This is a genomic window from Candidatus Magnetobacterium casense, from assembly GCF_000714715.1.
Taxonomy (GTDB): Bacteria; Nitrospirota; Thermodesulfovibrionia; order Thermodesulfovibrionales; family Magnetobacteriaceae; genus Magnetobacterium; species Magnetobacterium casense.
In genome coordinates this window covers 18,114-43,317 of record NZ_JMFO01000028.1, presented here as the reverse complement: position 1 = coordinate 43,317, position 25,204 = coordinate 18,114, and the positions used below count along the sequence as shown (strand labels likewise).

Sequence of the window (25,204 nt, the reverse complement as noted above, 5' to 3'; positions counted from 1 at the left end):
ATCTGAATTTACAAACTATAAGAGCATTTCATATACGTGAAAATTTTCAATCAATTTATACAGAACAGACACAAGAAGAATTTGAATTAAAACTACATAAGTGGTATTTTTGGGCAACTCATAGTCGCTTAAAGCCTATATATGAAGCAGCCAAAACAATAAAAAGGCATTGGTCAGGAGTAACGAGATGGTATGAAAGTAGAATAAACAATGGAATATTAGAAGGACTTAATAGTCTGGTACAGGCAGCTAAAGCAAAGGCAAGAGGTTATAAAACATTCAAAAACATAAAGACTATTATCTACATGCTAACAGGTAAGCTGGATTATACTAAGATTGGGCTACCCACTTGAAATGAAAAGGAACCAAAGAAATCCTATGATTTCTTTCAACAATATACATAGTGCTTATATGGAATCAGACGGGCAACTATCAGTTAAAGAAAACACCTGCAGATCGTCTAAAAAGGGACATTATCAATTACTGAGAAAGATTAATGATCAAGCTTATTTTGTAATGTTATTTGCTTATTTAGAAGAAAAGATTAATATTGCATGTGAAAAAATTATAAGTAAAAAAAGGACTTTGAAGAGATGGTCGCAAAAACGAGTATGGGGAATTATTATACATAAAAACTTGAGGTTCCAACAAAAAACAGCTCTCTTGTTCGATAGTTCAAAACAAGATTATCAATATATTCTTGATAGCTATAAGATTAGGTGTGAAATAGCACATGATAATTTTCCTAATTGCTCTATCAATATCCCATCGTTCATAACTGACTTAGAAAATATAATGAGCAAAATCAAAACATAAGAGGTGATATACTTAAATGACACAGGTTTTTTCAGGCATGATAATTGATCGTGAAAAAATGGGGTCAAGGGGACTGGTCCCCTTGCGGGGGGTTCTAAAGGGGGGCGGAGCCGCCCCTTTCTTTCTTCTCCGGTCAAATACGATTGCCCTATGGGGAGGGGTCAGATGTTAAGGGCGCGTCTGCGGCAGTCGGTGAATCTCAGACCCTGGAGTACGGCGGCTATCTCCTCTGCGGACATGATGCAACGCACGGCGCCAAGCTCTATGGCCTGCCTGGGCATACCAAAGACTACGCAACTATCCTCATCCTGTGCGATCGTTATTCCACCTGCGTTGGCTATATCGAGGATGCCGTCGGCGCCGTCTCTTCCCATGCCGGTCAGGATTATACCAACTGAAGTCCTGCCATAGTACTGCGCAACAGACCTGAACGTTAGCGTGACCGACGGACAGTGACCGTCATAATTTGCCCTGTTGAGACAGTTAAAACGCCCCTGGCTGTTGATCTCCAGTTGGAAGCCCTCCTGGGGGAAGTAGATATTGCCTGGTACCGGGGGCTGTCCGTGAGGGGCCTTGACTATCTTGAGTTTACACTCCTGCGCCAGCCAGTCTATAAAGCCGTCGAGGAAGCCCTCGCTGATGTGTTGCACACACAATATGGGTGCGGGAAAGTCGGCGGGGAGATTCTTAAATATGCCGTGCAGCACCTGGGGACCGCCCGTGGAAGCCCCTATGGCAACCATCCTTATGTGATGGGGATTTTCTATTGCCGTGGGACTCGATAGTTTTCCTGTCCTGATGTCTGCTTGTGGTCTTTTCTTATGCCTGGTAAATGCCACCACACCTGAGAGTATCTTTATCTTTGAGGTCAGTTCCCTTGCATGTAGCTCGAAATCGCCATCGAGTATACCCTTGGGCTTGGGAAAGACATCTATTGCCCCATTGTCAAGAAGCTCAAAGATGGTATGCGTATGATGCTCCTGTACCGATACGCTTACCACAAGGATCGGCAACGGAAAACGCTCCATCACCGTCCTGGTAAACACCAGACCGTCCATCCCCGGCATGTGAAGGTCGGTGCAGATCACGTCCGGCGAAAGCATCGGTATCATCCGGAGGGCCTCTGCGGCATTGGTAAATCCCCCAACCACCTCTATGTCCGGGTCATAGGCCAGCATACGCTTTAGCACCGCCAGCGCTATCTGAGAGTCATCTATTAACAACACGCGTACTTTTTTCATTTATCGTTGTCTTCCTAAATAAGCCGTTTTAATACGTCCAACAAGACCTTGTGATCAAACGTTGGTTTGGTAATGTAGGCGTTTGCTCCGGCCTTCATGCCTCGTTTTTTGTCTTCGTCGCTGGATAACGCCGTAATAAGCACTATGGGCAGGTCCTTGTACTTTTTGTCTGCCCGTATTGTTTCGGCCAGTGTCAGGCCGTCCATGTTTGGCATCTGGATATCGGACACTACGGCATCAAAGTCGCGTGTGGGCAGCTTATTGAGGGCATCCAGGCCGTCTATTGCCGTGACCACCTCATAGGCTGCGCTGTCCAGCACACGTTTGATTAGCGTGCGGGTTGTAATCGTGTCCTCCACCAGCAATATGCGCCGCAGCCGTGACTGCTGTTGTACAACCTCCTCCGATATACGCACGGACTTCCTCTTTAGCGCACTCCTTATAAGGTCGGCGGGATTTAAGATGGCACAGACCTCGCCGGTTTCCAGGATCGCAGCCCCTGATATATTTCTCACCCGCTGCAGGAGCGTGCTGTAGCGCTTGAGGACAACCTCCTGTTCGTCAACTATCTGTCCCACGATAACCCCAACAAGTTGGTCATCCGATGACAGGATTATACAGGTCAGGGACTGCTCCCCACCCACCATGCCCTTAGCGGAGGGCACCCTGTCCAGTTCAAGGAGATCGGACAGAAGCGCCAGCGATATGGGTTGGTCTTCGTACTTGATGGTATCGCGTCCCTCGCGCCTGAATATATCCTTCCTGGCAAGCACAAAGGACTTTGTTACAAACTCAACGGGTATGGCAAACCGTAAGCCCGCCACCATAACCACCAGGACTCGTGTCGTGGTCATGTTTACGGGCATCTTCAACCGAAACACACATCCCTTGCCCTGTACCGACTCCACCCTTGCACTACCCTTGAGCGCCTCCATCCTGGTAGCGACAACGTCAAGGCCCACCCCCCTGCCGGAGACGTCCGTGATCATGCTGCTTGTGGACAGGCCGGGAGTGAAGATAAGCCCATGTATATGGGCAAGGGTCATCCCCTGGAGTTGTTCTTCGGTGGTGAGTCTATGCTTGAGGGCTGTCCTTTTTATCTCTTCGGTGTTGATACCGCACCCGTCATCCTCGACCTCAACGATTATCTGATTGGCGTGTTTGTACGCCCTCAAGACAATCGTTGCTGTGGCGGGTTTGCCGCAGTTGAGGCGTTCTTGAGCGCCTTCGATGCCGTGGTCGATGGCATTGCGCAGCAGGTGCATTATCGGGTCCTTGAGTTCCTCTATGATTTGTCTGTCAACGGTGGTCTCGCCGCCCTCTATGACGAGGTCTACGCTCTTGGACAAGGCCACGGATATATCCCGCACCAGTCTGGGAAACACCCTAAACAGCGTCTTTATCGGCAGGATGCTTACGGTTCTTATTTCGTAGTGCAACTTCTTTGTCACCGATTCCAGTCTTGTGTTATCGCCGTGCCAGCCGGTTTTCAGCTCGTTCAGGGAACTGTTCAGCTTTTCAAACCGTGAACGTTGGAGGTTGAAGAAGTCAACGAGGGCCTTTGACAGTAACTCGTTGCCGTGAGCCATCTCCTTGAGCATTATGTATCTTGAAAGCACATCGCTGTTCCAGTCATCACAGAACGACGTTATACCGTTGATCTCCTTGAACCTGTGGATAATACTGGTCTTTGTCACCGAAAGTTCACCGGCGTGGGTCATCAGGCTATCGAGCTTTCTGGTATCGACGCGGATTGTCTCTATGCGATTCTTACCGGAATCGATTTTACCGGGGATGTCTACTGTCGGCGGTCTGTACTCCGGTGTTGTCTCTTGCGGTTTGGCAACATCCATTGTCTGAGCCTCAACGACAGGGGCGGGGATAGCAGTGCTTGCCTCAGCAACGTCAGTCGTCTCATCCACAGGCGTTGGCTTAACAGCAGGGGGCATCTCAACAGCGACAATTGCCTCAACAACAGCGCTTGCCGGTTCCTGTGATGGAGAAGGTGGAGGTGCTTTCGGCTCCTCTCCCTGGGGCTGTGGGAGGGGGCGAGTCTTGGAGGTTGGCATCTCCCTGTCGAGCCTTAGATACTCAAGGACACCCTTGACCTCTATCCCGGGCCTGGCATCCGTGGTGGCTTCGGCTACAAATTTGCCGATTGCGTCAACCACGGGATAGATCCTCTCTATTATCGCCGGGGTAAAGACGATGTCGCCTCGTTGTGCCTTTCCAAACAGGTCCTCAAGGGCGTGTGATACCTCCATCACCTTGTAGACCCCCAGCATCCTGGCAGACCCCTTGAGACTGTGCGCCTCCCTGAACATCTCTTGCAGTATCTCCTTGTTGTCAGGCTGTTGCTCCAACTGCATGAGGTTGCTCTCAAGCACGCTCAAGTGCTCGTCACTCTCGAGCTTAAAAAGCTCCCGCATCTCTACATCGTCAATCATGGTCTAAATTTTTTGACTGCTTAGGCATAAACTATTATACCATGAATTGCACCTTTATATTTCGCCTTTTTTTATTTTGATATAAAATTCACACTCCTTGCAAGATTTTTTCCCTACTATATCTTGACATTTTAGAAAACACCTTTTCCCACATTCAATAATACCTCCTGCATGTATCCTCTTTTTACCACTCCAGGCACACCTGGCTCCTTGACCTACCCTTATTTATCTTCAACAAGAATTGTGGTTCATAAATTCCTTGACAAACGATTCATATCTTATTATTATATAACATATAGCGGTATCCTCTTTAAAAAGCAGGGTAATTTTTATTTCCCGGTTAAAAGGCATGGATTCCTGCTCCCTGTTCAAGCCAGGGACATGTTTTGCAGGAATGACAGTTACAGCCATTTTCCAAGTGTGTCATTCCTGGCTTGACCAGGAATCCAGGATGTGTAAAAGTATAGTTACCATGAAATATAAATAAGATACGGTGAAAGTAGTAACGTTAATGAATTTTATTACGGAGGAGATTTTTAAAATATGAGTCGGCATGTTTTTGATATGACCCCTTTTGAAATCCAAAAAACAGGTTGGAATGTTCTAAAGGACAACCTTGGGATTGCAGGTGCGTTAAGATTCTTGTTGCAATATGAAAAAGGGGAAGGCGATTATACTGAAATGAGGAAATCACTGTTTAATGAAGAGACAGTAGACAACCTCGTAAAAGAAATAAAAGTATCCGTATCCTCTTAAAAAAGCATGGTAAAATGGGGTCAAGGGGACTTCTTTCCGGCCGGGGCGCCTCGCCCCTCCCCTTGCAGGGGGTTCTGAAGGGGGGCGGCACCCCCTCCGCCCCTTTCTTTCTTCTTGACGAGTCAAATGCGCTATATCATATCTTTGAGGTTCTGAGAGACCTCGGTTAGTTTCTGGATAGCGACCTTTGTCTGGCTTATGCCCGAAGACGTCTCCTTGGCGCCGATGTTTATGGAGTTCATGGCCTCTACGACCTGACCGATGGCCAGGGATTGCTGTTTAATGTTGAGAAAAATCTGCTTGGAGCTTTCAAAGGAACTCTTGACGGCAAACAACACACCATTGAAGGCGTCTGCCGTTCTTTGTACGAGTGCCATTTCCTCCTCAACGGTCTTTGTGCCATCCTCGGTGACCATGACCGTCATATCAGTGGCCTTGCGGATGTCGTTTACGAGGGCGTTTATCTGGTCTACGGCCTTTTTGCTTTCATCGGCGAGCTTGCGGATTTCCATTGCAACAACGGAGAAGCCCGTGCCATGTTCGCCGGCTTTTACGGCCTCAACTGCGGCATTCATGGCCAGCATCTTGGTTTCACTGGCAAAGTCGGTGACCAGGCCAGTGATCTTTCCGATCTGTCCGGTCTGCTCGCTGAGGTGCAGGATGTGTTCGGCTACGGCGCGGACTTTATCCTTAAGGTTGATCATCCCGTTGAGCATCTGGTTGACCGTGGCGTTGCCGCCCTCTGCGATGGCCATGGCCTTTTCCGTTCCCAGGGCGGAGGACTCGGCCTGTTCGGCGGATTGACGTGCCGAGGAGGTCAGCTCATCCATCGTGGTGGTGGTTTCGTTGACGGAGACCGCCTGTTGCTTTGCCACGCGCTCGTGCTGGTTGATGGTCGTGGCAAGCTCCGAGGAGGTCGTCGTGATGTCGCTGACTATCAGGTTCAACGACTTGCCGATATTTCCCGACCAATACAGCCCAACACCGACTATAATAAGCACAAGCACTATCCCAAGGCTCCACATCACAAAATTGAGGCGATGCAGGATGGCAAAGGCCTCGTCTTCATTGATGGCAGAGACCACCATCCATTGACTCTGGAGTCCCTCTATCTTTAACGGTGCGTGTGTGAACAACACCTTATCATGCAGGTAATTGACACCATCTTCCATGTCATGGCTCGTAGTATGGCCGGACTCTTTGCCCAGGAGGTCCTTGACGTTGATTAACTCTATAGTGGTGTTGTTTTTCCTGAGTTTATCCATTGTCTCCTGCGGGGTGCCGGCAATCTTTAGTTTTCTGAAAAACTCGGCGGGGTCTTCTATAAACATCCGTGAGTCGCTATGCATCTCAAATCCATGGTCTACTATATAGCTTTCGCCGGTCTTACCCATACCAATCTTTTCCCAACTCTTGTTGCTGGTCATTATGTCATTTATCTTTTTTATCGATACCTGGAATATGAGTACACCGACCTTTTGGTCGCCGTTGTATATGTTGGTAGCAACAAAGGCCGCAGGGACGTTGTATGAGGGTACATAGGGGGCAAAATCGACAAAGGTTACAAATTCCTTGTCATTTGAGGCAAGGGTGGCCTCAAAGGCCCTGGCAATATTGGTGTTGCTGTAGGGGCCATTTAGCAGACTCGTTGAGAAGTCTACTTCCTTGTCGGTGCTATACACTATGTAGCCGGTCTTTGGTTCTACCAGAAAGACGTCGTAGTAACCAAATTTTTCGAGAAAACTCAAAATTGTGGGATGATACTTCCTGTGAACCTTGCTGTAGGTGGAGGGGTCCGGGGAGGAGATGTACTTGTGTTTGTTGCCAATCTGGTATGGACTTGAGGAGATGTAGAGGTGTTGAAGTATCCTCCTGGAATATGAGTACACCGACCTTTTGGTCGCCGTTGTATATGTTGGTAGCAACAAAGGCCGCAGGGACGTTGTATGAGGGTACATAGGGGGCAAAATCGACAAAGGTTACAAATTCCTTGTCATTTGAGGCAAGGGTGGCCTCAAAGGCCCTGGCAATATTGGTGTTGCTGTAGGGGCCATTTAGCAGACTCGTTGAGAAGTCTACTTCCTTGTCGGTGCTATACACTATGTAGCCGGTCTTTGGTTCTACCAGAAAGACGTCGTAGTAACCAAATTTTTCGAGAAAACTCAAAATTGTGGGATGATACTTCCTGTGAACCTTGCTGTAGGTGGAGGGGTCCGGGGAGGAGATGTACTTGTGTTTGTTGCCAATCTGGTATGGACTTGAGGAGATGTAGAGGTGTTGAAGTATCCTTGTTGTCTTGTTTTTGGGCCACCACACCTCAAGGGCGTTTTCCGAGGCGCCATCGGTGTGTTCTTTTTGGTAGACGTACCTGGCTCTCAACGCCTCTTCGTTGGTAGTTGCGTTTTCGTCGTACAGGGAGCCCAAATCACGCTCGACCTTTGAAAACGCGCTGTTAAACTCCTCCATTGCATCTATGATAGCCCTGTTTGCCGCCATGGAGGTTGCCTGGTTGGCAACTAACCTGAAGTGTTCTTCGATCTGCTCCTTTTTGGTCTCCCTGATAAATGTGAGCTGATTTTGCACTGATTGTCTTATGGTGCCACTTGCCTTTATATACGAATAGCTGCCTATTAATATGAAGGGCAACAGACCCAGCGCCAAAAACAGAATTATCAACTTGGTTCTCAGTTTAATCTTAATAAAAAAATCCATAAATTTTCTCCTTTGGTTTCTATCACAGGCAGATGAAATCTGCAAGCCTGAAATAATGTTAAATTAAGCTTCTTCGTTGACAATCAGGTCACTGCCGGTCAATAATTTGTGCAGATCGACAACGGGCAACGGTCTTTCTCCATAACGGATGGTGCCCTTAAAATATCGTTCGGCAGTGGAGTACTCGGCAATTGAGACGTTGATGATATCGCCCTGTCTGGGATAGACAACGTCGATGACGTCATCGATTACGACACCGGCCACCATGTCCTCCACCTGTATGACGACCACCCTGGCATCGGCATATGAGGGGGCAGCGGCCAGATTCAGAGCGCCCCTGACGTCTATAAGCGTGAGGATTTCTCCGTGAAGGTTCATGCTTCCAACGATGTGTCCGGGACAGCAAGGGATTACACGAACGTCTCTGACCCTGGAGAATTCGATAATCTTACTCATACAGGGAGCGTCATTGCCTGCTTTTATGCCGGGATATGCTGATTTGATCTCAAGGCCAAAGTGCTCGTCGTTGATACTCACCACGGCCAGGGACATGGGTTGTTTGACGTAGTCGTGTTTTTTGACGACGAGGAGGTTTGTTGCCCGTTTGTGGTAGATATCCCTGTGATGTTCAGGGGCGTCGGCTATGAAGTATCCCTCGTCGTGTGTAATGCGCTCCGGCCAATCTTCTGCATCAGAGTGCTCCCGTGGGGGGGCCGTCTCCGGCATAAAATGCGAAGGTCTGTCGTGCCGGATCAGCCTCTTATGGTCAAGCAGCATTATGATCTCATGCTGTATCTTGGCAAAGGCGATTATGAAGTCGTGCAGATAAACGTTTGCATCACTGAGGGTATTGATATCCTCTGTGTCGCCCTTTAAGATGGTTATGACATCCTGCACATCCGATACAATCAGCCCGTAGGAAACATCCTCCATACCGATGACAATAATTTTATCGGTTATCTTGTATCGCATGGGGGACTGTCCCATTCGCACATTGAGGTCCATGACCGGTATGACCTTGCCACGGTAGTTCAACATCCCGATGACGTAGTGCGGTACATTGCAGGCGGGTCTGAGCTCGGCAAGCCACACGATCTCCTCCACCGCCTCCGCAGGCAGCGCAAAGGCCAAGCCCTCTAAGTTAAATGTTGTATAAGATGTCATGGAAGAAAAAATAACGGGAGGATTGGCCAGCCACAAAAAAGCCCCCTTGACCCCATAATGCTCGGTTTAAAGGCATGGATTCCAGCTTTCGCTGGAATGACAGCAAGAGCCGCCATATATATGTCATTCCTGCGAAAGCAGGAATCCAGGGAACGTAAGAAAATAGCCACACCATGGGATATAAATAATATACTTTTTTTTCATTTTATTCGATTAATTTATTAAATGCCTCTTCAAAGGCCAGAAAGTGATTCATGGCGCTGTCTATATCGCCTTTTCTGAGTGAGAGCAGGACACGGAAGGCCGATGGCTGGAGTTGTGTCAGGCCGGCTTTTTCGGTCTCTTTTTTCAGTTTGCTGACGAGTCTTTCTATGGCGTCATTGTCCTGGGCTTCAAATGCTTTTTTTATTGTATCTATCTGCAGTGATGCTTTTTTTAAGAATACGGTCAGGTTATCTTCTGCTGTTGTTTCAGTGCCCGCTTTGGTGTTAGACACGGCTTGCGGAGGGAAGATCGGGATACCATTTGCAATGGGAATTCGCTGGGTTTCATTGAGGGATTCTTCGGGGCCATAGCGTTTGATGATCTCTATGAGGTCATTTGCCCTGATGGGTTTTGTGATATAGTCGTCCATGCCTGCCTCAAGGCAACGTTCCCTGTCGCCCTTCATCGCGTATGCGGTCATTGCAATAACGGGGATTGAGCGGGTTGCCGGTGAGGTCTTGATTATCTTTGTTGCCTCAAAGCCGTCCATTACGGGCATATGCACGTCCATCAGGATTATATCAAAGCGGTTGTTCTTAAGCAGTTCAACGGCCTTTGCACCATCCACTGCCTCCGTCACGGCATAGCCCTGTTTTTTCAACACCTCTCTGGCCAGCAATCGGTTGGTGGCATTGTCCTCTACCAACAGTATATTTACGTCAACCTTAACCTCTCTGAAGGTTTCGGCCTTTTGAATCTCCGGCCTGGGTGGTGTCAACCGGGGAGTGATTGTTTTATTTTGGCCGATAAGGAGGCGCTGGACTGTACTTATCACGTCTTTATACTTGATGGGTTTTATGATATAACCTGCAAGGCCAAGTTGCGTACATCTTTCTATATCGCCGGTGCGGTAGTTGGAGTTGAGTATGATGACCACAAAGCGGGTAAGTGTGGGGTCATGCACGACCTGTTCGGCCACCTTAAAGCCGCCTATTTCGGCAATCCTGACGTCTACAAAGACCATGTCGTATGTCAGGCCGGCATCTCTGGCACGTCTGAGGTCTTCCAGTGCCTCTTTTGGTTCCTTGACCCTTTTTATTTCGGCACCAAAATCGTTGAGCATCTCCTTGATAATCGTACAACTGGTGGCATAGGTACAGATTGTGAGTATTCTCTTACCGTTGAGGTCGAGTTCAGGGGGGGTTCTGTGCAGTTCCCTGATGTCCTTGACCCTCACCCGCACGGTGAAATGGAAGGTACTCCCTGCCCCTTCCTTGCTCTCAACCCAGATATCGCCACTCATCAGTGAGACGAGTTGTTTCGATATGGTCAGTCCCAGGCCCGTGCCGCCGTACTTTCGGGTAGTTGAGCCATCGGCCTGTGAGAAGGTGCTGAATATATAGTCGATCTTGTCCTGCGGGATGCCTATGCCCGTATCGGAGACCGAAAAGTGTAACATGACAGAGTCTCCGTCGAGACTGTCAGGTTCAACATTGACAACCGTTGCGACCTCGCCTTCGTCGGTGAACTTGAGGGCGTTGCCCACGATGTTTATGATCACCTGACTGAGACGTGCGGGGTCTCCGATCAGTTTTGTCGGCACGTTGGGTTTTATGCGGCAATACAGCTCTATGCCCTTCTTGTGTGCCTGAATTGAAAGCGTATCGAATATGTTTTCAACCAGCGGGTAGATGTCAAAGCCAACGTTTTCCAGGTCGAGTTTACCGGCTTCGATCTTTGAAAAGTCCAGGATACTGTTAAGTATGGTCAGCAGGGAATTGGCCGATGTCAGGACCAGGTCGAGGTAGTCCCGTTGTTGTTTTTTCAGTTCGGTGTCCAGGACGAACTCCGTCATGCCGATGATGGCGTTCATGGGGGTACGGATTTCGTGTGTGATGTTGGCAAGGAATTCGCTCTTGGCCTTGTTGGCCACCTCGGAGGCCTCTTTGGCCTTTTTTAGCGCCACTTCTATTGCCTTTCGTTCCGTTATGTCCTCGTTGACCGACAGGTAGTGTGTGACGGTGCCCTCGGCATCCCTGATGGGTGAGATGGTGGTGTTGTTCCAGTAGAAGGTGTTGTTTTTTCGCTTGTTCAGCAACTCGCCATGCCATGTATTACCGGCGGTTATGGACTTCCACAGGTCCGCGTATACCTCCCTGGGGGTACTGCCCGATTGTAATATCTTTGGGGTCTTCCCTATGACCTCATCCCTCTGATAACCGGTCATTTTGACGAACGTAGGATTGACAAACTCAATCCTGCCTTTGAGGTCCGTGATTACCACGGCAACAGGGCTTTGCACTATGGCGCTTGAGAGCTTTATCAGTTGTTCTTCGGCCTGCTTACACTCGGTTACGTCGTTGACAAAGCCCTCGTAGTACTGTGGTTTGCCATCGTCGTCTTTTACGATCCGGATATTCTGCTCTATGATGAGTTCGCTGCCGTCTTTTTTTCTCAGGCGGCTGCAGGGGTCTTTTATGGAGCTTTGTCCTGCCAGCATACCGACAAACTTCTCATAATCCGCCCTCTTGATGTACAGGGATGGCAGGTTCGGGCTAGCGGAGAGCAACTCTTCCTGATTGATAAAGCCAAGCATGGTTATAAATGCAGGGTTCATTGAGAGCAATCTGCCCTCGGTGTCAAAGCGGTAAAAGCCGCTGAAGGTGTTTTCAAACAACACCCTGTAGCTCTCCTCGGAGTGTCGCAGTTCCTTGGTGCGTTGTCTGACTTTGTCTTCGAGTTCTTCGTTGAGGGTCTCAAGTTCGATCTGGGCCTTGAGGAGTTCGCGGTTTTTGCGGACGGCATTTTCATAGGTTGACAGCAGGAGGTTGAGGATGTGCCGGGGTTTGGATTTTATTTCGTAGACCTCGCCCATGAGGTTGATTTCGAGCTTGTCTTGGGACGTGGCATCACCGACGGCACTTGGGGTGTTGTTGAGGATGGCCTCGATACTTTGCAGGACGTAGACCTCGTCATAGGGCTTGGTGATATAGTAGTCGGCCTCGGATTGCAGACCGCGTATGATTTCCTTCGTATCCGACAGTGCTGTCAGCAAGATCACCGGTATGTGTTTGAGTTCATTATCGGTCTTGATCCTGAAGCACATCTCATAGCCATCCATTTCGGGCATGGCAATGTCACTGATTATCAGTGCCGGCCTCTGACTTTTGGTCAGCTTCAGTCCCTCGGCCCCGTTCTTGGCAGCGATCACCTCATAACCGGCCCTGATCAGACTGCGTCGTAAGAGCTCTCGCTGCACCATGCTGTCCTCGACAACGAGGATTTCTTTATTGTGTTTCATTCCTAAGTTCCCGTACACGCTTATTATACTATAAAAAACAATAAAAATTCTTTACATCAGCTTTGTTTTTTAATTACAATACAGACAGTAGCAAAATTAAGGAGCAGTGGCATTAAGTACATGGACAAAACTTTTAGGATTGCGCATTTATGGGGTCAAGGGGTCAGCGACCCCCGGCTCAGTGGGGGACTGGTCCCCTTGCAGGGGGGTCTGAGGGGGGGCAGCGCCGCCCCCTTCTTTCTTCTTTGACGTATAAACTAACTACGGGCAGGTGTTTTATGAGATTACGTTTGGGTATCATGCTGATGGCGATCGTGCTATCGTCTGCTGTTGCCTTTGGGCAATGTATCGAGGGGGATTGTGTCAATGGTACAGGAACTGCCGTTTTTGAAAATGGCGACAGGTATGTTGGGCAATGGAAGGACGGCAAGAGGGATGGTGCGGGGACATATGAGCTTCGTAACGGGGATAAATTTGTCGGCGGATTCAGGGCTGACAAGGCAAACGGTCCGGGGACTTTGACCCGGGAAGATGGCACCGTGATAACCGGGGTGTGGAAGGATGGCAGCATCCTTGGCGATGCAACCGTGATCAAGGCCAGCGGAAAGGTCAAACGAATGCGTAAAAGGAAGGAGGAGACCAGTGGCAAATGACGGGTAATTTGTTGGATGCCCTGCCTCTGGTGCTCTTTGGCATGGCCCTGTTGTACGTGTCAACGGCGAACCTTGTCAAGACATACGTAAAGGCCCTTGTTATACAGGGTTGCCTGATGCTGCTTGTCTCTTTGACGTATGTCAGGCACATCGGCCTGTTGCATACAATTGTCATAGCCCTCGAGGTCATTGTTGTCAAGGTGACGGTTATCCCGTTTTTCATAATGTACACGAGCCGGAAACTGGACATCCAGAGCGATTGCGACTCTTCAGGGGAGGGCTACATGTCCGTTGTTGTGGCAGCCGTGATAATGTTTACAGCCATCACCGTAACGGGTACCTTGGGGCTTGGACTGGCCATATGTGCGGTGTTTACAGGACTGTTTGTAATGACCTCCGGCAGACGGCCTATCACACATGTGATTGGTTATGTGGTCTTGAGCAACGGGGTCTTTCTGATGTCACTGATGCCGGCATCCAGGGCGGCCTCTATTGTTGAGGCGGGAATGCTCCTGGACGTCCTCGCTGGTGTATTCATAACAGGCATATTTCTTAACGGTATGAAGTCGTGCCTGTTGGAGAGATGATACGGTGCAAGAGTTAGCCCTGATAATGGCACAGTTTGTACTGGCTCTGGTGTCCTTCCTTAAGAAATCGGGCAAGTGGGATAAGGCTATTATGCTCATTGCCGCTGTTTTTCATATGACGGTTACACTGTACCTGTGCCTCAGGGGTAGTGTTGCTGCGCCACTCTTGGGAGCAGACAATCTCGGATGTCTGTTTCTGCTGATCCTGTCAACGCTCTTTGGCGCCACAACCATAAGCAGTGCGCCATTTATAAAGTACACCGAACAGGGGTATTTTAATTACCGCTATGTGATCTTTATGCTGCTGTTGCTTGGTGCCCTGACGGGTGTGATCCTGAGCAGAAACATAGGGCTTATGTGGGTCTTTGCGGTGGCGGCAACGCTTGCAAGTGCGCCGCTGGTGTGGCACTACGGCGACAGGGAATCGCTGGAGGTGGTGTGGAAGTACACCTTCATATGTGCCGTGGGTCTGGCGCTTGCCTTTGTCGGGGTATTGGCAATCCTTGAGGGGGCAAGGGAAATAGCCGGGGCAAGTTTGAGTGTTGATCTGCTTGCCGGCAGGGCATCACTGATAGCACCCAAGTGGGGCAGGGTTGCCATTGCCTTTGCGTTGGTTGGCTATGCGGCTCAGATGGGTATGGCCCCTATGCACGCCTGGCTGGCTGATGTCCATGTTCAGGCGCCTTCTCCGGTGGCTGCGTTTTTCTCCGGCGCTATGGTCAGTTGTGCCTTTCTGGGCATACTGCGGTATTATCAGATATTTGCAATGACACCACTGATTGCTGATTTCAGGCATCTGTTGTTATTGATTGGCCTGTTTTCGGTCATTGTTGGGGCAGTGTACATATTGAGGGTCGATAACTTTAAGAGAAAACTGGCCTCCTGCAACATCCAGCACATGGGATTGTTGTGCGTGGGGATGGGGCTGGGCGGTGGGGCGGTGTATGCCACAATGCTCTATGCCCTGTCTTACGCCCTGGCAAAACACCTGATGCTCCTGACCTCGGGCAATTTTCTCCGCGCATATGGCACCATCAACACCAGCGAAATCAGCGGCGGACTCAGCAGTATGCCCGGCAGTTCGTGGTTGTTGATTGTTGGGGTGTTTGTCATTGCAGGCGTGCTGCCATCGGGCGTCTTTATCGGTGAGTTTATGCTGTTTAAGCGCATGGTTGCCTATCCATCATGGATGATCCTCATTGTGTCGCTTTTGCTGATGACAATCGTTGCCTATGCCATCATAGATGCAACGTTGCGCATCACGCTCTCTTACGGCGCTATACCGGCGTTTACGCAGGGGACGGAGTCGATCATTGCCCATGTCCCACAGTGGGTATTTATAGGGCTGTTGGCGCTGATGGCCCTGCACCTGCCGCAACGCTTGGATGCGATAGTACGTGGGGCGGCCTCTTTGTTGGGGGGTGGGTAGTGGCACAGTGGTTGCGTCTCAAGAACGCCCAGGCGGTACCAAAGTCAGCCATCCCCACCGTGCATATGACCGAACTGACGGAGACGATGGCGCAGCTCATTGGCAGTGGCCACAGGGTCGTGCAGTTCTGCGGCAGGCGCGAGGAAAAGGATAACTCCGTTATGGTAACGGCGGTCCTTGCCGATGATGCGGCGACCAGACTCCTCATCTGTCAGGCCAATCCACGGGCGTCCTACAGCTACGACGCCATCAGCACGAGGGTACCGGGCATGGGACTGTTTGAACGGGAACTGTGGGAGCAGACTGGCATAGTGCCCAACGGACATCCGGACCTCAGACCACTGCGCATCCGCTCTACTGCTACGGATGTCTCCTGCGATGTGGACATTGGCCCCGTGCATGGCAGTGCCACGGAACCCTACCGCTTGAGGTTTCAGTGTCACGGGCAGGAGGTCTACCACGCAGACCTTGATTTTGGTTATCAACACCGGGGTGTGGAGGCGCTCTTTAAGCAGGGCAGGGTTATGAACAAGGCACATCTGGCCGAGTCCGTTGTGGGAGACAGCGCTGTTGCCCATGCGTGGGCATACGCAATGGCGATGGAGTCTTTAAGCGGCACGTATATCTCCATGAGGGCGGAGATCATCAGGGCCGTTGCGCTTGAGTTGCAGCGGATAGCGATGCACCTGTCGTCGTTGGCGGGCATTTCGGCCTCGATTGGATTCTCCGCTGGTGTTGCAAACTACGGCAGACTGCGCTCGGAGGTCTTTGATATGCTGCTGATGCTCTGTGGTAATCGTCACGGACGGGGCCTGATACGTCCCGGAGGTGTCCTCTTTGACGTTGACGAGGCACTCAGAGAGCACATCATGGCGGGTATGGAGCGGCTGCATCGCGACACGGAGGCAATCAACGCCTATCTCCTGGACAGTCCCGGAGTGTTGGCACACCTGCAGGGCAGTGCGGCAATTGGCACCGAGCTTGCGTGGAAGGCCGGCATCGTGGGTGTTGCGGCCAAGGCCTCGGGATTGCCCATTGACTGTCGGGCCGACCAGCCCTTTGGCATCTACCGCAAAGACAAAGTTGTAGCAAGGCTCCTGACCCAGTGCGACACCTATGCCAGGGTCAAGGTCAGGGCACTGGAGATAGACGACTCCATAGCGTTGGTCCGGAAGTGGCTCAGTTATGGCTTTATGGTTGGGGATGTCATGGCCGCAGAAGCGCTGCCGGTTGCCGACCGCATAGTAGTGTCGATGGTTGAGGGGTGGCGTGGGGCAGTCTGTCACATGGTCACGACTACCTCAAACAGCGAAGTGGAGCACTACAAGGTCGTGGATGCCTCGTTTTACAACTGGGGTGCGGTGGCATTGGCAATGAGGGGGGCAAGTGTCACGGACCTTCCGTTATGCACCAGGGGGTTTGACCTGTCCCCCTGCGGGGTAGACCTGTAGGGGTAGGGGTGGGCGCCTTTAGGGGCAGTGTCATGTGCAGTTAGTAAGGGGGCCAGCCCCCTTGACCCCATTTTTTTACCATGCCTTGTTAATGAAAATACGTTTCAAGTGTGTCGGATTTTTTTGTACCCTTTTCCTTGCCATTATGTTATAATGAACCTTTGTGCTTGGCATAGTGCAATTGCAGCCCGCCAGAAGGGCCAGCAAAAGGGGCCGGCAAAAGGGGCTGGCAAAAGGATAGGCAGATTTGACAAAAGAGTTAGTTTGCAAATATAATCATTAAGTAATCGAAATATTGACTGGAGGTAATATGGCAGAAGGCGTAGTGAATGCAACGTCGCAGACGTGGGAGGCAGAGGTGTTACAGGCGGAAGGCTTGGTTTTGGTTGATTTTTGGGCAGTGTGGTGTGGTCCCTGCAGAATGGTAGCGCCGATTGTCGAAGACTTGGCCAAAGAGTATACAGGACGGATGAAGGTCGTAAAGTTAAACACGGACGAAAATCCGGACGTAGCCAGTAAGTACAAGATAATGGGTATACCGACGCTGATGTTTTTCAAGGGCGGTGACAAGGTAGACCAGCTTGTCGGTGCAGTACCCAAACATCAGCTAAAGGACAAGATCGAAGGTCTGCTAGGATAAAAAGACTTATGTTTAACTCCTTAAGCGAGAAGCTTGACTCGGTAATAAAGAAGTTAAAAGGCAAGGGGGTTCTCAATAGCCAGGATATAGATGTTGCGATGAAGGAGATCCGCCTTGCCCTCCTGGAGGCTGATGTCAACTTCAAGGTAGTCAAGGGGTTTATAGAGCGTGTAAGAGACAAGGCCGTAGGCAATGAGGTGCTTGAGAGCCTGACCCCGGGTCAGCAGGTGGTAAAGATAGTGCATGATGAGTTGTGCGTGCTGCTTGGATCGGACAACGAAAAAATACACCTCTCTCCCAATCCGCCCACAATATTGATGATGATCGGCCTTCATGGCTGCGGTAAAACCACAACGGCCGCCAAACTCGCCAGACACTACAGGACCCAGGGCAGGCGGCCTATGTTGGTAGCAGCAGACCTGCAAAGACCTGCGGCCATAGACCAGTTGATCACCCTCGGTAAACAGATAGATGTGCCGGTGTTCTTTTCCAAGGAAGAGAAAAACCCCGTAGTCGTATGCAACAACGCCCTGTCTGAGGCCAGACGTGAGGCACGTGACCTTGTGATCCTCGATACCGCAGGTCGCCTGCATATAGACGATGCCCTCATGGTCGAACTGAAAAACATCAAAGACTCCACAACCCCCAAAGAAACCCTCTTTGTAGCCGATGCAATGACAGGGCAGGATGCCGTCAACATAGCAAAGGCCTTCAATGAAAAGATCGGCATAGACGGAATAATCCTCACCAAAATGGACGGCGATGCCAGGGGTGGCGCCTCTCTTTCGATTCGTGAGGTGACCGGTAAACCGATAAAGTTTATCGGTATGGGCGAAAAAATAGACATGCTGGAACCGTTTTATCCCCAGCGAGTGGCGTCGAGGATACTCGGTATGGGCGACGTCCTGAGCTTCATCGAAAAGGCACAGCAGTCCTTTGACGAACGAGAGGCCGAATCGCTTAAAAACAAAATCCTCGGTGATGGCTTCACGCTCGATGACCTCAAGGAACAGCTCCGGAAGATCCGCTCCATGGGGCCTATTGAAAACCTGCTGTCGATGATCCCGGGCATAAACAAACAAATGAAGGGCATAAATGTCGATGAAAAACAGTTCGTAAAGATAGAGGCCATTATCAATTCTATGACAAAAAAGGAGCGAACCAATCCGCAGATACTCAACGGTAGCCGAAAGATCAGAATCGCCACCGGCAGCGGTACCGACGTCGCAGAGGTAAACAGACTCCTGAAACAGTACAAGGACATGAAAAAGATGATGAAGATGTTTAAGGGTAAGAAGGGCCTGAAACTGCCTAATATCCTGCCCTTTTAACTGACGCTTTGTTAATCTTTTGTTTGGCATATTTACTTTGATTGCCTGGATATATTAAAATATCTTATAGGAACGTATTTGGAGGTATCTATATTGGTAAAGATTAGACTGACACGGATGGGAGCACACAAGAGACCTTTCTACAGGGTGGTTGTGACCGATTCAAGAACAAGACGAGATGGACGCTTTCTCGATATAGTAGGGACTTATAATCCACTGAAGGAACCCTCGGAAATCAACATCGATATTGAAAAGTGCAAGAGCTGGCTTGGCAATGGCGCTCAGCCTACTGATACTGTCAGAAAACTATTACAAAAGGCTGGCTTACAACTGCAGACAGCCTAATTCATTTGGAGGTGGTCATGATGAAAGACTTAGTTGAGGTTATGGCAAAGGCCTTGGTCGATAGACCGGAAGATGTAGCAGTGAAGGAAATCGATGGAGAAAAAACGACCGTTTTCGAATTAAGGGTGGCTGCAAGTGATTTGGGTAAGGTCATTGGTAAACAAGGAAAAACAGCAAGGGCTATGAGAACCATACTCTCTGCCGCAGGTACAAAAATAGGCAAACGTTCCGTGTTAGAGATTCTTGAATAGAAAATAGCTTCATAGAGATAAACAATGCTAAACTAAAGGGACACGTGTAGCATGGGGTGGCGCAACGGGTGGCGCAACGGGTGGCGCAGAAGTAAAAAGTGCATATGCCGTCCCTTTAGCATTCTTTTTTTTAAAGTAGTCTCTTTGGCCGTATTTTAGGCCGTTTTTTTTGGACTGAAGTAAACGGGATTTATGGCAATGAAAATAGAGGTACTGACCATATTTCCGGATATGATCTTATCGTATATGACACAGGGCATGATGACCAGGGCTATACAGAAGGGTTTGGTGGATTTGAGCGTGACCAATATCAGGGACTTTGCAAGTGACAAGGCCCGCACGGTGGATGACTACCCCTATGGTGGTGGCCCGGGGATGGTCATGAAAATTGCGCCCGTATTTGACGCCCTGCAGTATCTGCACGCTGACGGCACAGAGAGACACGTCATCCTCACAACGCCACAAGGCAGGGTGTTTGACCAAACCAGGGCACAACAACTGGCAACGCACTCAACCCCGCTGACCTTTATCTGTGGCAGATACGAGGGCATTGACGAAAGGGTCCTCGACCTGGTCAACGAAGAGATATCTATTGGCGATTATGTCCTTACCGGTGGTGAGTTACCGGCGTTGGTGATCATAGATGCGATAGTGCGACTTATCCCGGGGGTGTTGGGTGATAGCCGGTCCGGGATGGAGGATTCCTTTTCGTCGGGCTATCTCGATTGTCCGCACTACACACGCCCGGAGGATTTTCACGGCAGATGTGTCCCCCCAGTGCTACTATCGGGCAATCACAAGGAAATCAACCGGTGGCGTAAAAAACAAGCCATCAAAAAAACCCTCAAAAACAAACCATATCTGCTCAACATGGATATGCTGACACAAGAGGAACACAGACTTTTGACAGAAATCAAGGAGGAAATAGAAAATGAACCTGGTTAAGGCATACGAGGAGCGTTTTAAGAAAACGATCCCTGAGTTTCACATCGGAGACACCCTGAGAATAAGCGTGAGGGTTGTTGAAGGGGACAAGGAGCGCATCCAGCCCTACGAGGGTTTCGTCATTGCCCGCAAGAGCGGCGGCATCCGCGAAACCGTAACGGTCAGAAAGATATCGTTCGGTGTTGGGGTTGAGAGGATATTCCCGCTGCATTCGCCGATCATCAAGGAGATACAACTGATCAAGCGCGGAGACGTCAGAAAGGCAAAACTCTACTACATACGCCACAAGAAGGGTAAAGATGCAAAGATCAAGGAAAAGGCACGGGAGATAAAACACCCGGTTGCGACCAAATCGGCAAATTGAGGGAACTCTTTGACCACGACAGAGAGTTCTACGACAACGGTTGTGTAGCGGGGCTTGATGAGGCCGGCAGGGGCCCTCTGGCAGGCCCTGTCGTTGCCGCAGCGGTTGTGTTTGAGGCAGGGAGCTACATAGAGGGCGTTAATGATTCCAAAAAGCTCTCTGAGGGACGTCGCAAGGCGTTGTTCTTTGAGATCGTCTGCTGCGCCAGAGACATCGGCATTGGCATCGTGGATGCCGCCGATATCGATAGACTCAACATCCTCAATGCCACAAAAATGGCCATGAAAAAGGCCGTCCTGCAGTTAAACCATCCCCCCGATATCCTGCTCATTGATGCCCTACGCTTGCCCGATATTGACATCAGTCAGGTTTCTATCATCAAGGGGGATTCAAAGAGCGCCTCCATTGCGGCTGCCTCCATAGTGGCAAAGGTGCTGAGGGATTCGCTTATGTTGGCATATCATCAGCAGTATCCGCAGTACGGCTTCAACTCCCACAAGGGATATGGCACCAAACAACACATGGAGATGATACGCACACACGGCCCCTGCCCCATACACAGACGCTCGTTTGCACCGCTGAATTCCCTATGAAAAGGAGGAAAACGTTTTCTTTACTCCTTCCGATACTGTGCAATTGCATCCATCAGGACGGCCTTCTTTATGGGTTTTGTCAGATGGCCGTTGCATCCGGCGTTCAGGCTTTTTTGCACGTGCTCACTGAGCGCGTGGGCGGTCAGGGCGAGTATGGGGGTCGCCGCAACTGCATTGTCCCTCTCCCACTGCCTGATCTCCGCCACCGCCGTGTAGCCGTCCTTTATAGGCATCTCCATGTCCATCAGGACGATGTCGTAGCTGTTGCCACCGGTAAACTTGTCAACGGCCTCCTGGCCATTTGGGGCTATCTCTATGATATGCGACGTCTTCTTGAAATACGAACGCATCAGCACCTGATTGTCCTCGTTGTCCTCTGCTATTAGGATGCGCAACGATCTCTCTGCCTTACCACTTGGCGGAGCACTACCACCAGCCCCGGCATCCGATGGCGCCTCCATCAGCTTGCACTCCTTGCCAAAGACCTCCAACTGCACCGTAAAATAAAATCGACTCCCAACTCCCTCCTTGCTGTCAAACCACATCCGCCCACGCATGTTTTCGACGATGGTCTTTGATATCACAAGCCCCAGCCCCGTGCCACCATACTTGCGGGAGGTGGATGAATCGGCCTGCGAAAACCGCTGAAACATCAACCCCTGCTTATCCTGAGCAATGCCCACCCCCGTGTCCCTCACGCAGCATTGAAGCTCGATGAAACCGGCCTCTTCCTTGTTAATATCCACCGTGACACCAATCTCCCCGGCGTCGGTAAACTTGATGGCATTGCTTAACAGATTAAACATCACCTGCTGCAAACGCAACGGGTCCCCCCACAGTTGCCTCGGTATAGCATGGGCAATGACCAGCGACAGATCAATACCCTTCTGTTGCGTCTTAACCCTCATCAGATCGGCAGTCTTTGACAGCGCATCAAAGATGTTAAAGCACACCCGTTCGAGTTTGAGCTGCCCCGCCTCCATCTTTGAAAAATCAAGGATATCGTTTATTATGCCCAAGAGGTTTTCCCCGGCGTTTCTCAACAGTTGCACGGACTTATCCTGCTCCTGCGTGAGCCCGGTTTCGGTGAGGACATCGGCCATGCCTATGATGGCATTCAGCGGGGTGCGTATCTCATGACTCATGGCGGCAAGAAACTCACCCTTGGCCTTTGTGGCGCTTCTGGCCTCCTCCATGGCGCTTCTCAGGGCTGCTTCGGTTGCCATCTTTTCCGTGATCTCTTTGTGCAGGGCTGCATTTGCCTGCGACAACTCCGTGGTCTTCTCCTGCACAAGCCTCTCCACCCTTTCACCACGACTTGCAAGCATAAACAGAAACACTTCCAGTAACCCGATAAACAACAGGCTACCCACCAGGATCAACCATGATTGAAACGTCATGTGGCTCTTTAAATACTCCGCCGACGGATAAAATACTACACTCCATGCCCTACCTGCCACGTTTATCTTAGTCTTGTGCTCAATGCCACCCTGATGTTTGCCCTCTGAACCTCCAGCTTCGGGGTCGCGTATGTACATGAGCCTCTCCGATTCACTGGCTGCATCGTCATATACGGCGAAATTGATCCCCTCTACCTTAAGCCCCTCTATTTCTTTTTCTATAGCATCCCCGATGCGAAACACACCCGATACAAATCCCTGGATGTTTGCACTTTTAAGTTCAACGCTATCGTTAAGCTGTCTTGTGCTGTACACGGGTACAAATATTATCATACCAAACTGTTTTCCCTTCTCCTGCACAAGCGTAATGCGCCCGGTGGCCTGGGGCTGTCCTGAATCCCTTGCCCTCAGAAGTGCCTCCTTACGCGAAGGGTTGGAGGCAAGGTCAAACCCCATTGCCGCTTCGTTACCCTTATAAGGCTCTATGAAATACACAGGAACGTATTCCTCCCCACTGGAGGCCGTTACCAGTTGTCTCTTACTATCCCGCTCCGTTATCCGAAAGTCACTGTAGCCATCTGCCCTTGCCGCCTCCTCGATGGCTGCCCTCTCTCCCTCGGATACCCTGGGATTCCACGACAATGCCTGTATTGCACGGTGCCGTGAGAGTATACCGCTGACGAATATCCTGAACTCATTTCTTTCAACTTTATTTGAGGCTTCATAAAAACTCTTTACCGATTCAATGATGTCTATATAGTTTTGAACACTCTCGGATATGGTGTTGCTTATGATATCGGCCTTACCTGCAAACTCAAGTCTGGCACGGGTCTCCTCCAGTCTGCGGACATACACAAATAAAACCACTACGGCAAAAAAGAGGGTAAAAATGGGGATCACTACGGTATTTCTCTTTTTCCGCCACAACTCAGCCGGTCTGCCCATCAATATCAGCACCAGTGGCGTTACCACAATGACACCTATAGTATCGCCCAACCACCAGGTAAACAGTGAAAAAATATAGCCCGACGGCTTTATTGCACCCACAACAAGCATGGCAACAGAGCCGAGGGTTGCATTGATTACGCAGCTGAAAGGGCCACCGATAAGCAGGAGTTTTAGCAAATCCTGTTCCCTCTCAAAGGTCCCCTGGCGTCCGACAAAGCGTTGTATCAGATATGTTGCCGTCACCGTCTGGAGTACTGCACCGGTGGCAATTATCCCCGGCAGCACCACAGAGACACCTGGCGTGTTGAACGATATATACACGTTGAGTAAAAACGACCCCACCCATATCCCCGGCCAAACCCGGTAAGAATACAACAGCATAAAGGCCAACGCCACACCCGATGGCGGCCATATCGGCGTTGCATACCCCGGGGGGATGGCAAAAAACAACGAAAGCCGCCCACTGACAAAATAAATGGTTACCAGGAAAATGGCAGTAGTAAGGGAAGAAAGGGGGCCAGACCCCTTGACCCCTTTATGTTCTTTTACGGTCAAATGCGATTGCCACACCCCCTTTTTTCTCTTTCCTGTTTTCTTTTCTAATCGCCCATGATGCCGTCTTGCGAAAATCTGTCGAGGATGGCCTGCAACACCGGCGACTGACCGCCATCCGTGTCGCCGCTCAATACCGCCAGTGTTATGTCCTGTGCCATCTTGCCTATGTCGATATCCTGTGCACCCTCCAGTGCTCCTACGTCTATTACATGATAGTGGTATTGCATGTTTGGCTCATTGATACTTATGGGCATGTCAAACTTTTCCTTGCCGTAATATACCAGATACTGTTTGATATCAACCTCTGTACCATACTTACCAATTGCCTCCACTATGTTATAAAGCATCCATCTGGCCATCTTCTCAACATTGGTGTCGTGAAACTGCACCAGAAGAATACTGGTTACATCCTTGTTATTTGGTATCACCAGGTCTACGTCAGAGGGCCTGTGGTTTTCTACATTGGTTGGCGGCCCTAACTTGAGTATCTTTATATCCTTTAGCTCATGACCGGTCAGATGCTTCATCATTATCTCAGAGTCCTGTACCAACTCTATGAGAGTGTCCCTTATTTCTTTGTCACCAATCTTGTCTCCAAATTTACCGCTTTTGCCTGCCATGTTACCTCCTTTTATGGCTTATGTAGTTGTCCCATAAGCATGTTGAGTCTCTCAACAATAGAGACTACGCCTGCCGGGGATATGTTTGACGTTCTACCGACCCTGATGTCCCTTAACAGGTCCCGGATGCCATCTATTGCGCTCAACAGTACGGTAACGGCATCCTCATCGGGCAAGTGCCTGTGTTGCCTGAAAAACTGCAACACATTCTCCATGCTGTGTGAAATGGCTTCTATGTGTTTGAGGTTGAGCAGGTTGGCGCCGGCCTTGATGGAATGAGCACAACGAAAGATTCCGTGCAAAAGCGCCTCTTGCTCCTGCCTACTGGTTCTGTGGATACCCAGGAGGGTATCTTCTATCTCATCCAGACGATCGGACGTTTCTTCGATATAGGTGGCTATTACCTCGTCGTCTTCTTCAAATGCCATCAATTACCTCTGCTTGTCGGTTA

22 protein-coding genes are annotated in these 25,204 nt (G+C 50.0%); 13 read left to right on the top strand and 9 right to left on the bottom strand.

Annotated features, from left to right (window positions below):
- A partial coding sequence (locus Mcas_RS12795; RefSeq protein ID WP_040335936.1) for a transposase occupies nucleotides 1-353 on the top strand: 353 nt, incomplete at its 5' end.
- Nucleotides 354-977: 624 nt separating this feature from the next.
- Here Mcas_RS12795 and cheB read toward each other — a convergent pair.
- Together cheB and Mcas_RS12780 are read right to left on the bottom strand one after the other, a co-directional pair.
- Nucleotides 978-2,057: a chemotaxis-specific protein-glutamate methyltransferase CheB gene (cheB, locus tag Mcas_RS12785; protein WP_040335934.1), complete on the bottom strand. Its 1,080-nt coding sequence runs from the start codon at nucleotides 2,055-2,057 to the stop codon at nucleotides 978-980.
- A gap of 14 nt (nucleotides 2,058-2,071) precedes the next feature.
- Entirely contained in the window at nucleotides 2,072-4,504 is a 2,433-nt protein-coding gene (locus tag Mcas_RS12780; RefSeq protein ID WP_040335933.1) for a hybrid sensor histidine kinase/response regulator, read from the bottom strand.
- A 543-nt stretch (nucleotides 4,505-5,047) separates the two neighbouring features.
- Between Mcas_RS12780 and Mcas_RS12775 the strand changes: the two genes are divergently transcribed.
- A complete protein-coding gene (locus Mcas_RS12775; RefSeq protein ID WP_052567419.1) occupies nucleotides 5,048-5,260 on the top strand; it encodes a hypothetical protein in 213 nt (70 codons plus the stop codon).
- A gap of 131 nt (nucleotides 5,261-5,391) precedes the next feature.
- Here the strand turns inward: Mcas_RS12775 and Mcas_RS12770 are convergent, their stop codons facing one another.
- The 4 genes from Mcas_RS12770 to Mcas_RS16995 form a co-directional block, all read right to left on the bottom strand.
- The gene (locus tag Mcas_RS12770) at nucleotides 5,392-7,008 is read right to left on the bottom strand and encodes a methyl-accepting chemotaxis protein (protein ID WP_162176328.1); all 1,617 of its coding nucleotides are present in this window, start codon (nucleotides 7,006-7,008) and stop codon (nucleotides 5,392-5,394) included.
- The gene (locus tag Mcas_RS18540; RefSeq protein WP_040335932.1) at nucleotides 6,935-7,972 is read right to left on the bottom strand and encodes a hypothetical protein; all 1,038 of its coding nucleotides are present in this window, start codon (nucleotides 7,970-7,972) and stop codon (nucleotides 6,935-6,937) included. The genes Mcas_RS12770 and Mcas_RS18540 overlap by 74 nt, the downstream gene beginning before the upstream one ends.
- A 63-nt stretch (nucleotides 7,973-8,035) precedes the next feature.
- Nucleotides 8,036-9,136 (bottom strand): chemotaxis protein CheW, encoded by a 1,101-nt coding sequence (locus Mcas_RS12760; RefSeq protein WP_156033360.1) that lies wholly within the window; start codon nucleotides 9,134-9,136, stop codon nucleotides 8,036-8,038.
- Between the two features lie 205 nt (nucleotides 9,137-9,341).
- Nucleotides 9,342-12,641: a response regulator gene (locus Mcas_RS16995; protein WP_052567415.1), complete on the bottom strand. Its 3,300-nt coding sequence runs from the start codon at nucleotides 12,639-12,641 to the stop codon at nucleotides 9,342-9,344.
- 278 nt (nucleotides 12,642-12,919) lie between these two features.
- On the opposite strand from Mcas_RS16995, the gene Mcas_RS12750 reads away from it, so the two are divergent.
- The 11 genes from Mcas_RS12750 (at nucleotide 12,920) to rnhB (ending at nucleotide 21,230) form a co-directional block, all read left to right on the top strand.
- Nucleotides 12,920-13,294 carry an MORN repeat-containing protein gene (locus tag Mcas_RS12750; RefSeq protein WP_040335930.1) on the top strand — a complete coding sequence of 125 codons (375 nt, stop codon included), beginning with the start codon at nucleotides 12,920-12,922 and terminating at the stop codon, nucleotides 13,292-13,294.
- Entirely contained in the window at nucleotides 13,291-13,881 is a 591-nt protein-coding gene (locus Mcas_RS16990; RefSeq protein ID WP_052567413.1) for a hypothetical protein, read from the top strand. The genes Mcas_RS12750 and Mcas_RS16990 overlap by 4 nt, the downstream gene beginning before the upstream one ends.
- A gap of 4 nt (nucleotides 13,882-13,885) precedes the next feature.
- Entirely contained in the window at nucleotides 13,886-15,310 is a 1,425-nt protein-coding gene (locus Mcas_RS12740) for a proton-conducting transporter transmembrane domain-containing protein (protein WP_040335929.1), read from the top strand.
- The gene (locus tag Mcas_RS12735; RefSeq protein ID WP_162176326.1) at nucleotides 15,211-16,761 is read left to right on the top strand and encodes a hydrogenase large subunit; all 1,551 of its coding nucleotides are present in this window, start codon (nucleotides 15,211-15,213) and stop codon (nucleotides 16,759-16,761) included. Before Mcas_RS12740 ends, Mcas_RS12735 begins: the two co-directional genes overlap by 100 nt.
- Before the next feature lie 310 nt (nucleotides 16,762-17,071).
- The gene (gene trxA / locus Mcas_RS12730) at nucleotides 17,072-17,401 is read left to right on the top strand and encodes a thioredoxin (protein ID WP_040335927.1); all 330 of its coding nucleotides are present in this window, start codon (nucleotides 17,072-17,074) and stop codon (nucleotides 17,399-17,401) included.
- 8 nt (nucleotides 17,402-17,409) lie between these two features.
- Nucleotides 17,410-18,732, top strand: a complete 1,323-nt coding sequence (ffh, locus tag Mcas_RS12725; protein WP_040335926.1) for a signal recognition particle protein — start codon at nucleotides 17,410-17,412, stop codon at nucleotides 18,730-18,732.
- A gap of 90 nt (nucleotides 18,733-18,822) precedes the next feature.
- The gene (rpsP, locus tag Mcas_RS12720; RefSeq protein WP_040335944.1) at nucleotides 18,823-19,077 is read left to right on the top strand and encodes a 30S ribosomal protein S16; all 255 of its coding nucleotides are present in this window, start codon (nucleotides 18,823-18,825) and stop codon (nucleotides 19,075-19,077) included.
- A 17-nt stretch (nucleotides 19,078-19,094) separates the two neighbouring features.
- On the top strand, nucleotides 19,095-19,328 hold the full coding sequence (locus Mcas_RS12715; protein ID WP_040335925.1) for a KH domain-containing protein: 234 nt from the start codon (nucleotides 19,095-19,097) through the stop codon (nucleotides 19,326-19,328).
- Between the two features lie 198 nt (nucleotides 19,329-19,526).
- Entirely contained in the window at nucleotides 19,527-20,273 is a 747-nt protein-coding gene (trmD, locus tag Mcas_RS12710) for a tRNA (guanosine(37)-N1)-methyltransferase TrmD (RefSeq protein WP_040335924.1), read from the top strand.
- The gene (gene rplS, locus Mcas_RS12705; RefSeq protein ID WP_052567411.1) at nucleotides 20,260-20,637 is read left to right on the top strand and encodes a 50S ribosomal protein L19; all 378 of its coding nucleotides are present in this window, start codon (nucleotides 20,260-20,262) and stop codon (nucleotides 20,635-20,637) included. Before trmD ends, rplS begins: the two co-directional genes overlap by 14 nt.
- The gene (gene rnhB / locus Mcas_RS12700; RefSeq protein WP_052567408.1) at nucleotides 20,634-21,230 is read left to right on the top strand and encodes a ribonuclease HII; all 597 of its coding nucleotides are present in this window, start codon (nucleotides 20,634-20,636) and stop codon (nucleotides 21,228-21,230) included. The genes rplS and rnhB overlap by 4 nt, the downstream gene beginning before the upstream one ends.
- A 20-nt stretch (nucleotides 21,231-21,250) precedes the next feature.
- Here the strand turns inward: rnhB and Mcas_RS16985 are convergent, their stop codons facing one another.
- Genes Mcas_RS16985 through Mcas_RS12685 form a run of 3 tightly spaced genes read right to left on the bottom strand, consistent with a single transcriptional unit; the run spans nucleotide 21,251 to nucleotide 25,181 of the window.
- Complete coding sequence (locus tag Mcas_RS16985; RefSeq protein ID WP_052567407.1) at nucleotides 21,251-24,133, bottom strand: CHASE domain-containing protein; 2,883 nt, start codon at nucleotides 24,131-24,133, stop codon at nucleotides 21,251-21,253.
- A 44-nt stretch (nucleotides 24,134-24,177) separates the two neighbouring features.
- Nucleotides 24,178-24,753 carry a hypothetical protein gene (locus Mcas_RS12690; RefSeq protein WP_040335923.1) on the bottom strand — a complete coding sequence of 192 codons (576 nt, stop codon included), beginning with the start codon at nucleotides 24,751-24,753 and terminating at the stop codon, nucleotides 24,178-24,180.
- Between the two features lie 11 nt (nucleotides 24,754-24,764).
- On the bottom strand, nucleotides 24,765-25,181 hold the full coding sequence (locus tag Mcas_RS12685; RefSeq protein WP_052567405.1) for an Hpt domain-containing protein: 417 nt from the start codon (nucleotides 25,179-25,181) through the stop codon (nucleotides 24,765-24,767).
- Nucleotides 25,182-25,204 lie beyond the last annotated feature (23 nt).